Origin of the sequence: Nosocomiicoccus massiliensis (genome assembly GCF_002871345.2) — a bacterium.
GTDB lineage: Bacteria > Bacillota > Bacilli > Staphylococcales > Salinicoccaceae > Nosocomiicoccus > Nosocomiicoccus ampullae_A.
The window spans coordinates 1-8,962 of sequence record NZ_CP136965.1; the positions used below are offsets into that span (position 1 = coordinate 1).

General features: G+C 27.2%; 8 protein-coding genes. 2 read left to right on the forward strand and 6 right to left on the reverse strand.

The features are described 5' to 3' along the window. Positions 1-780 (forward strand): replication initiation protein, encoded by a 780-nt coding sequence (locus CJ229_RS08760; protein WP_102167894.1) that lies wholly within the window; start codon positions 1-3, stop codon positions 778-780. Positions 781-1,496: 716 nt separating this feature from the next. Here CJ229_RS08760 and CJ229_RS08765 read toward each other — a convergent pair. The 3 genes from CJ229_RS08765 to CJ229_RS08775 all read right to left on the reverse strand — a co-directional run bounded on the left by CJ229_RS08765 (position 1,497) and on the right by CJ229_RS08775 (position 3,371). Further along, the gene (locus CJ229_RS08765) at positions 1,497-1,973 is read right to left on the reverse strand and encodes a hypothetical protein (RefSeq protein ID WP_102167893.1); all 477 of its coding nucleotides are present in this window, start codon (positions 1,971-1,973) and stop codon (positions 1,497-1,499) included. A gap of 692 nt (positions 1,974-2,665) precedes the next feature. Further along, on the reverse strand, positions 2,666-3,094 hold the full coding sequence (locus CJ229_RS08770) for a ribbon-helix-helix domain-containing protein (RefSeq protein WP_102167892.1): 429 nt from the start codon (positions 3,092-3,094) through the stop codon (positions 2,666-2,668). Continuing rightward, positions 3,087-3,371, reverse strand: a complete 285-nt coding sequence (locus tag CJ229_RS08775) for a toxin-antitoxin system HicB family antitoxin (RefSeq protein WP_317846636.1) — start codon at positions 3,369-3,371, stop codon at positions 3,087-3,089. Before CJ229_RS08775 ends, CJ229_RS08770 begins: the two co-directional genes overlap by 8 nt. Before the next feature lie 1,110 nt (positions 3,372-4,481). Between CJ229_RS08775 and CJ229_RS08780 the strand changes: the two genes are divergently transcribed. Then, complete coding sequence (locus CJ229_RS08780; RefSeq protein ID WP_102167894.1) at positions 4,482-5,261, forward strand: replication initiation protein; 780 nt, start codon at positions 4,482-4,484, stop codon at positions 5,259-5,261. A gap of 716 nt (positions 5,262-5,977) precedes the next feature. Here CJ229_RS08780 and CJ229_RS08785 read toward each other — a convergent pair. The 3 genes from CJ229_RS08785 to CJ229_RS08795 form a co-directional block, all read right to left on the reverse strand. After that, positions 5,978-6,454, reverse strand: coding sequence for a hypothetical protein (locus CJ229_RS08785; RefSeq protein WP_102167893.1), 477 nt, complete (start codon positions 6,452-6,454; stop codon positions 5,978-5,980). 692 nt (positions 6,455-7,146) lie between these two features. Continuing rightward, positions 7,147-7,575 carry a ribbon-helix-helix domain-containing protein gene (locus tag CJ229_RS08790; RefSeq protein WP_102167892.1) on the reverse strand — a complete coding sequence of 143 codons (429 nt, stop codon included), beginning with the start codon at positions 7,573-7,575 and terminating at the stop codon, positions 7,147-7,149. Continuing rightward, a complete protein-coding gene (locus CJ229_RS08795; protein WP_317846636.1) occupies positions 7,568-7,852 on the reverse strand; it encodes a toxin-antitoxin system HicB family antitoxin in 285 nt (94 codons plus the stop codon). Before CJ229_RS08795 ends, CJ229_RS08790 begins: the two co-directional genes overlap by 8 nt. Between the last annotated feature and the right edge of the window lie 1,110 nt (positions 7,853-8,962).

Consider the following 8,962-nt stretch of genomic DNA (forward strand, 5'->3'; position numbering starts at 1 on the left):
ATGAGTGAGTCTAAATATAAAAGTGTTACTAGATTTAACAATGATATAAATACTATCCCTATGAGAAATTGGACTACTGAAGAAATGAATTTTTTCTTTGCTGTATTAACAAGAATGAGGGATGAAGGTACACAGACTGTAGTGATGGATAAATACGAATTAGCAGAAATGGCTCGGTATACTATAGAGCATAATCAACGTTATCAATCTACGTTGCATAATTTAACTAAAAAATTACAATCACTTTCATACTTTAAAGAAACTGATAATTCCTTAGTGATGATGCCCTTATTTACATATTTTGAGGCTCATTGGAATGATGATTTATCAGATATGACCTTAGAAATAGATGTAAATAAACGGTTTGAATATATTTTAAATGAATGGAACGAGGGAAACTGGACACAGTTCATGTTAGACGAATTTTTAGATATAAAATCTACTTATTCAAAAACTTTGTTTAGATTATTAAAACAATATAGAGTTGCTGGAAAACGTGATTTTAGTATCGATGAGTTCAAATCTTTAATGGATATACCTAAATCTTATTCTACTGGTATGATTACGACACGTGTTGTAGAAAAAGGGGTTAAAGATCTGAAATCTTATTTTGAAAATTTAAAGGTTAATAAAATCACATCAAATAAGCGTGGTAATCCTATTATAGGATATGAATTCACTTTTGAGCCAGAACGGGTTGGAGCTTGGATCGAAGATAAATATGAGCGGAAAGAAGAACCATATTTGCCGTTTAAAAAATGGTTAGAAGAGGATGTTTAACTTAATAATGCTCTAGAGCATTATAATATACAATGACGCACTATTTAAAAGTTATAAGCGTCTAAACAGTCTCTAGCAACTTGATTATAGCTAAAACTACTTAAATTTAAGCAAAATTAAATAGTAGATCTGTTTTTTGCAATTCGAGATGTGATAGAAAAAGAAAAAAATAACCCAACTAGTAGTACACATAATGAGATTATTCTTCATTTGAAGCTTAATTAGTGCATACGCCATATATACTATGTAAAAAATATAATATTTAAAGTGAATTTAAAAATTGAAAACGTTTTACAAAAAATATATGCTGTTTTAAAGGAGTAGAATTATGAATAAACTTATTATTTATATTGTCAGTGTAATTTTAGTTTCAATTTTAGGTTTTTTAAGTATAAAAGCTAATGATAATCAACCTGCTAGTTTTTTAAAGAACTAAAAAGAATGGCAGGAATTTTATTTATTGATTCTATACTTATTTTTTTAGCAGTATATTTTCATTACAATTAAAAAGGAAGTTGGTTGGGTCATGAAAGAAAGATTATTGTGGTTGTTAGTATATATAATTTGTTTATTAATTTTATATACTGTTAATTTTAAATTTGATATGTACTCATGGTATATATTAACTTTTATAGCTTTAGGAATAGGACTAATTTCTTATATTTCATTAGAGTTAAAGATTAGTAAAAATAAAGAAGAGCATTAAATGCTCTTCTTTATTTTGGTGTAGCGGTAAAATGGCTTACTACATAATATTTATCAGTTCCTTTTCTCAGGTATCTGTAATGTGCGGTTAATTTAAAATTTTTAGCACTTGATTTTTTCAAAGTATTATTAAGTTGATCAGAAGAATGAGGCAAAGTACTTGCAATTATAGTGGAGGCTACTCCTGTTGCTATAGATGCATAAGGAGATAAAGGAATAGCTATTAATGTTCCACCGAGAGATATACTAACGTCTCTTGTTATTTTATTACCAGTAGCTTGCTTAGCGATTTTATTTAATTCTGCTCTAGTGACGGTTGTAGATGTAGTGAAACCCTTTGTACCATATTTTTTATATAGTTTTGGAGATGCCCAAATTGTTTCACCAGCTGCTTTGGCTTTATTATGCTGGTTAGTCTCTGGAACAATCATTAATAGAACTGCAAAAACAAGAAAAACAGATAATGTTTTTTTGAAATAGGTATTCATAGATAACGCCTCCCTAATATTTTGAATTTTCTTACATTTCATTATATTATCATAGTATATTATTAAAAATATACTATTTAGGAGGATATGCAGATATTACTTTCACAAAAACAAGAATTGATACTTATCATATGGGAGAGAAACTATATAGCAGATATGTAACTTCTAAAAAAATTCATGACACATACTTACTCGTAAAATATAAATAAAAGAAAAACTAACGCATAGGATAATGTCTTTACATAGCAAATAAAGACATCTAAATACCTTAATCATGTTAGAAATTAATAGATCATGTTATAATGTAATTAACAAATTTAGAAGTTCTATCATAGAACACACAAACCCCATCAGTCTGCATACTGATGGGGTTTTTTGTGCCTAAATTTAGGGCAACTGTTTACTTGTTGTGATGCGTATCTAGGTAACGCTCTATCACTAACAAGATGACACCGACAATAATTGGTGCCACGAACAAATTTAGAAGTTCGTAAACCATAGAACACACCCCCTTTCGGGGCAGTTGCCATGTATGAGTATATCGGTTAAATATATACTACATCAATGCTTTATAGCCATTTAACTGATAACTATGCATGATTTAAAAGTTATAAGCCTTTAAACTGCTTATAGCGACCTTAGATTTAGTTATTTAAGTCTAAAATAGCTAAAGAATCTGATTTAGTAGAAGTTTATAAATCATCAATTGTTATTCTTTGAAATCTTTTATCTTCCCTTTTTTCTACTAGTTCTTCTTTTTGTATTTTATTGTCGTTCATTAATTTATTTCTGTAATGTCTATCAATAGCTTCTTTACCTTTTATGGCTCTTAAAGAATCTCCATAATATAAATTAGAAACTTTAAGTTCCTGACGTTCCATCATGGAATAAGTAAATTGTATGTTCAGTTCTAATAAAGATTTAAGGTGCTTTACTTCATCAACAATTTGTTTATTTGTATAGTTATCTTCATTTTCTAAATCTAAAAGAGTTAAAATCGCATGTCTTAAAAACTCTGACCTTGTAATGTATTTGTGTTTATTTTTCAGAATATGGATATCTAATTCCTTTAACAGATCTGTATCAATATCAAAATTTAATCGTTTAATTTCTTTAGTCATTATTACTCTCTCCCATTCCTAAAAGTTCTTTAAGCATATTTGCATGTATTTCATGCCAAATGTTTAATTCATTAATAGCTTTATTTTGTTTGTTCAACATTCTACTGACATCTGTTAGTACTCTTCTTTGTTCTATTTTTTGAGAATTACTATATTCTTCAGTGATATCTTCTCGAATTAAATTTAGTATATATTCATTCATGGATACGTCTTTTTTTTTAGCAATTTCTGAAAGATATGAATGTAATTCTGATGGTAAACGTAGTAGAAAATTCATAAAATCTCCCCTTTATTATTTAATTAAAAATTAATCATACAATGATAAATACACTTTTATTTTAACTTATACCGATTAAAAATTAATCAAACTACTTAAAAACGATATCATTAACGATTAATTTCTAATCATAAGATTAATATTTAATCATTTGGTTTGTCAATAGAAAAACAGTTGGCACTGCCAACTTATCACTCATGATTAATTTTTAATCATGAAAAGTGATATTGTTTTTCCTTATGCTCTTTAAAAAAGACAAAAAATGGGCTGTTTCTTCAAAAAAAGTGAATTGGAATTTAAGATTTTTGTAACAATCTCTTATGATTTTTTGAGATTTAAGCCTTAAAAATTTCTAAAAAAGAATATTAAAAATGCTAAATTTCGAAAAATAATTCACTCTTAAATCTGATTCACTTTTTAAATCAATTCTTAAAAAATATCTCCTGTAAGCTCAAATTTTGACATCAAAATTAAATAAATACCCCGTATCCGAATTTTCAGGAAACGGAAAACTCTCTCTGAAAAGACCTATTCTTTTTCTTTTAATGGCCATGTAAGCGCTTGATTTAAGCTTAAAAAATACTTTAGGTATAAAAACACCTAAAATAAATTAGAATCGCTTAGAATGGCTTATTTAGGTTTATAGCTATGTTTAACCTCCTTAATTAAGCTTCAAAAATCATTTAAAGGCTCTTAGACGCTTTATTTTCTTTTCTACTACCTTTTTATGCTTAAAAGATTTTTTAAGCGTTCTGAGACTCTTATTTAGAGTTAAAGATTAATTAAAAGTTGGTTTATGAGAACAAAATGTCATTAATTAAAATATAAAATATTGGTGTGTTTTTTCGCGCGCGCACGTACAACTATATTTAAATAATATTTAATATAATATTTATATATATATTTAGACACCTTATAAACATTGATATGATAACCTTTATAAGACCTTATGAGAACAAAATGTCGGTTTATGAGAACAAAATGTCGGTTTATGAGAACAAAATGTCGGTTTATGAGAACAAAATGTCGGTTTATGAGAACGTTTTTTTATATATTGTTCTCATAAACTTTTTATGATATTATAAGAACATAAAAATAAGAGGTGTTCTTATGAGTGAGTCTAAATATAAAAGTGTTACTAGATTTAACAATGATATAAATACTATCCCTATGAGAAATTGGACTACTGAAGAAATGAATTTTTTCTTTGCTGTATTAACAAGAATGAGGGATGAAGGTACACAGACTGTAGTGATGGATAAATACGAATTAGCAGAAATGGCTCGGTATACTATAGAGCATAATCAACGTTATCAATCTACGTTGCATAATTTAACTAAAAAATTACAATCACTTTCATACTTTAAAGAAACTGATAATTCCTTAGTGATGATGCCCTTATTTACATATTTTGAGGCTCATTGGAATGATGATTTATCAGATATGACCTTAGAAATAGATGTAAATAAACGGTTTGAATATATTTTAAATGAATGGAACGAGGGAAACTGGACACAGTTCATGTTAGACGAATTTTTAGATATAAAATCTACTTATTCAAAAACTTTGTTTAGATTATTAAAACAATATAGAGTTGCTGGAAAACGTGATTTTAGTATCGATGAGTTCAAATCTTTAATGGATATACCTAAATCTTATTCTACTGGTATGATTACGACACGTGTTGTAGAAAAAGGGGTTAAAGATCTGAAATCTTATTTTGAAAATTTAAAGGTTAATAAAATCACATCAAATAAGCGTGGTAATCCTATTATAGGATATGAATTCACTTTTGAGCCAGAACGGGTTGGAGCTTGGATCGAAGATAAATATGAGCGGAAAGAAGAACCATATTTGCCGTTTAAAAAATGGTTAGAAGAGGATGTTTAACTTAATAATGCTCTAGAGCATTATAATATACAATGACGCACTATTTAAAAGTTATAAGCGTCTAAACAGTCTCTAGCAACTTGATTATAGCTAAAACTACTTAAATTTAAGCAAAATTAAATAGTAGATTTGTTTTTTGCAATTCGAGATGTGATAGAAAAAGAAAAAAATAACCCAACTAGTAGTACACATAATGAGATTATTCTTCATTTGAAGCTTAATTAGTGCATACGCCATATATACTATGTAAAAAATATAATATTTAAAGTGAATTTAAAAATTGAAAACGTTTTACAAAAAATATATGCTGTTTTAAAGGAGTAGAATTATGAATAAACTTATTATTTATATTGTCAGTGTAATTTTAGTTTCAATTTTAGGTTTTTTAAGTATAAAAGCTAATGATAATCAACCTGCTAGTTTTTTAAAGAACTAAAAAGAATGGCAGGAATTTTATTTATTGATTCTATACTTATTTTTTTAGCAGTATATTTTCATTACAATTAAAAAGGAAGTTGGTTGGGTCATGAAAGAAAGATTATTGTGGTTGTTAGTATATATAATTTGTTTATTAATTTTATATACTGTTAATTTTAAATTTGATATGTACTCATGGTATATATTAACTTTTATAGCTTTAGGAATAGGACTAATTTCTTATATTTCATTAGAGTTAAAGATTAGTAAAAATAAAGAAGAGCATTAAATGCTCTTCTTTATTTTGGTGTAGCGGTAAAATGGCTTACTACATAATATTTATCAGTTCCTTTTCTCAGGTATCTGTAATGTGCGGTTAATTTAAAATTTTTAGCACTTGATTTTTTCAAAGTATTATTAAGTTGATCAGAAGAATGAGGCAAAGTACTTGCAATTATAGTGGAGGCTACTCCTGTTGCTATAGATGCATAAGGAGATAAAGGAATAGCTATTAATGTTCCACCGAGAGATATACTAACGTCTCTTGTTATTTTATTACCAGTAGCTTGCTTAGCGATTTTATTTAATTCTGCTCTAGTGACGGTTGTAGATGTAGTGAAACCCTTTGTACCATATTTTTTATATAGTTTTGGAGATGCCCAAATTGTTTCACCAGCTGCTTTGGCTTTATTATGCTGGTTAGTCTCTGGAACAATCATTAATAGAACTGCAAAAACAAGAAAAACAGATAATGTTTTTTTGAAATAGGTATTCATAGATAACGCCTCCCTAATATTTTGAATTTTCTTACATTTCATTATATTATCATAGTATATTATTAAAAATATACTATTTAGGAGGATATGCAGATATTACTTTCACAAAAACAAGAATTGATACTTATCATATGGGAGAGAAACTATATAGCAGATATGTAACTTCTAAAAAAATTCATGACACATACTTACTCGTAAAATATAAATAAAAGAAAAACTAACGCATAGGATAATGTCTTTACATAGCAAATAAAGACATCTAAATACCTTAATCATGTTAGAAATTAATAGATCATGTTATAATGTAATTAACAAATTTAGAAGTTCTATCATAGAACACACAAACCCCATCAGTCTGCATACTGATGGGGTTTTTTGTGCCTAAATTTAGGGCAACTGTTTACTTGTTGTGATGCGTATCTAGGTAACGCTCTATCACTAACAAGATGACACCGACAATAATTGGTGCCACGAACAAATTTAGAAGTTCGTAAACCATAGAACACACCCCCTTTCGGGGCAGTTGCCATGTATGAGTATATCGGTTAAATATATACTACATCAATGCTTTATAGCCATTTAACTGATAACTATGCATGATTTAAAAGTTATAAGCCTTTAAACTGCTTATAGCGACCTTAGATTTAGTTATTTAAGTCTAAAATAGCTAAAGAATCTGATTTAGTAGAAGTTTATAAATCATCAATTGTTATTCTTTGAAATCTTTTATCTTCCCTTTTTTCTACTAGTTCTTCTTTTTGTATTTTATTGTCGTTCATTAATTTATTTCTGTAATGTCTATCAATAGCTTCTTTACCTTTTATGGCTCTTAAAGAATCTCCATAATATAAATTAGAAACTTTAAGTTCCTGACGTTCCATCATGGAATAAGTAAATTGTATGTTCAGTTCTAATAAAGATTTAAGGTGCTTTACTTCATCAACAATTTGTTTATTTGTATAGTTATCTTCATTTTCTAAATCTAAAAGAGTTAAAATCGCATGTCTTAAAAACTCTGACCTTGTAATGTATTTGTGTTTATTTTTCAGAATATGGATATCTAATTCCTTTAACAGATCTGTATCAATATCAAAATTTAATCGTTTAATTTCTTTAGTCATTATTACTCTCTCCCATTCCTAAAAGTTCTTTAAGCATATTTGCATGTATTTCATGCCAAATGTTTAATTCATTAATAGCTTTATTTTGTTTGTTCAACATTCTACTGACATCTGTTAGTACTCTTCTTTGTTCTATTTTTTGAGAATTACTATATTCTTCAGTGATATCTTCTCGAATTAAATTTAGTATATATTCATTCATGGATACGTCTTTTTTTTTAGCAATTTCTGAAAGATATGAATGTAATTCTGATGGTAAACGTAGTAGAAAATTCATAAAATCTCCCCTTTATTATTTAATTAAAAATTAATCATACAATGATAAATACACTTTTATTTTAACTTATACCGATTAAAAATTAATCAAACTACTTAAAAACGATATCATTAACGATTAATTTCTAATCATAAGATTAATATTTAATCATTTGGTTTGTCAATAGAAAAACAGTTGGCACTGCCAACTTATCACTCATGATTAATTTTTAATCATGAAAAGTGATATTGTTTTTCCTTATGCTCTTTAAAAAAGACAAAAAATGGGCTGTTTCTTCAAAAAAAGTGAATTGGAATTTAAGATTTTTGTAACAATCTCTTATGATTTTTTGAGATTTAAGCCTTAAAAATTTCTAAAAAAGAATATTAAAAATGCTAAATTTCGAAAAATAATTCACTCTTAAATCTGATTCACTTTTTAAATCAATTCTTAAAAAATATCTCCTGTAAGCTCAAATTTTGACATCAAAATTAAATAAATACCCCGTATCCGAATTTTCAGGAAACGGAAAACTCTCTCTGAAAAGACCTATTCTTTTTCTTTTAATGGCCATGTAAGCGCTTGATTTAAGCTTAAAAAATACTTTAGGTATAAAAACACCTAAAATAAATTAGAATCGCTTAGAATGGCTTATTTAGGTTTATAGCTATGTTTAACCTCCTTAATTAAGCTTCAAAAATCATTTAAAGGCTCTTAGACGCTTTATTTTCTTTTCTACTACCTTTTTATGCTTAAAAGATCTTTTAAGCGTTCTGAGACTCTTATTTAGAGTTAAAGATTAATTAAAAGTTGGTTTATGAGAACAAAATGTCATTAATTAAAATATAAAATATTGGTGTGTTTTTTCGCGCGCGCACGTACAACTATATTTAAATAATATTTAATATAATATTTATATATATATTTAGACACCTTATAAACATTGATATGATAACCTTTATAAGACCTTATGAGAACAAAATGTCGGTTTATGAGAACAAAATGTCGGTTTATGAGAACAAAATGTCGGTTTATGAGAACAAAATGTCGGTTTATGAGAACGTTTTTTTATATATTGTTCTCATAAACTTTTTATGATATTATAAGAACATAAAAATAAGAGGTGTTCTT

Coding starts and splice junctions, on each gene's coding strand:
- CJ229_RS08775 (WP_317846636.1), bottom strand. CDS start 3,371: ATGAATTTTCTACTACGTTTACCATCAGAATTACATTCATATCTTTCA.
- CJ229_RS08760 (WP_102167894.1), top strand. CDS start 1: ATGAGTGAGTCTAAATATAAAAGTGTTACTAGATTTAACAATGATATA.
- CJ229_RS08780 (WP_102167894.1), top strand. CDS start 4,482: ATGAGTGAGTCTAAATATAAAAGTGTTACTAGATTTAACAATGATATA.
- CJ229_RS08790 (WP_102167892.1), bottom strand. CDS start 7,575: ATGACTAAAGAAATTAAACGATTAAATTTTGATATTGATACAGATCTG.
- CJ229_RS08795 (WP_317846636.1), bottom strand. CDS start 7,852: ATGAATTTTCTACTACGTTTACCATCAGAATTACATTCATATCTTTCA.
- CJ229_RS08765 (WP_102167893.1), bottom strand. CDS start 1,973: ATGAATACCTATTTCAAAAAAACATTATCTGTTTTTCTTGTTTTTGCA.
- CJ229_RS08770 (WP_102167892.1), bottom strand. CDS start 3,094: ATGACTAAAGAAATTAAACGATTAAATTTTGATATTGATACAGATCTG.
- CJ229_RS08785 (WP_102167893.1), bottom strand. CDS start 6,454: ATGAATACCTATTTCAAAAAAACATTATCTGTTTTTCTTGTTTTTGCA.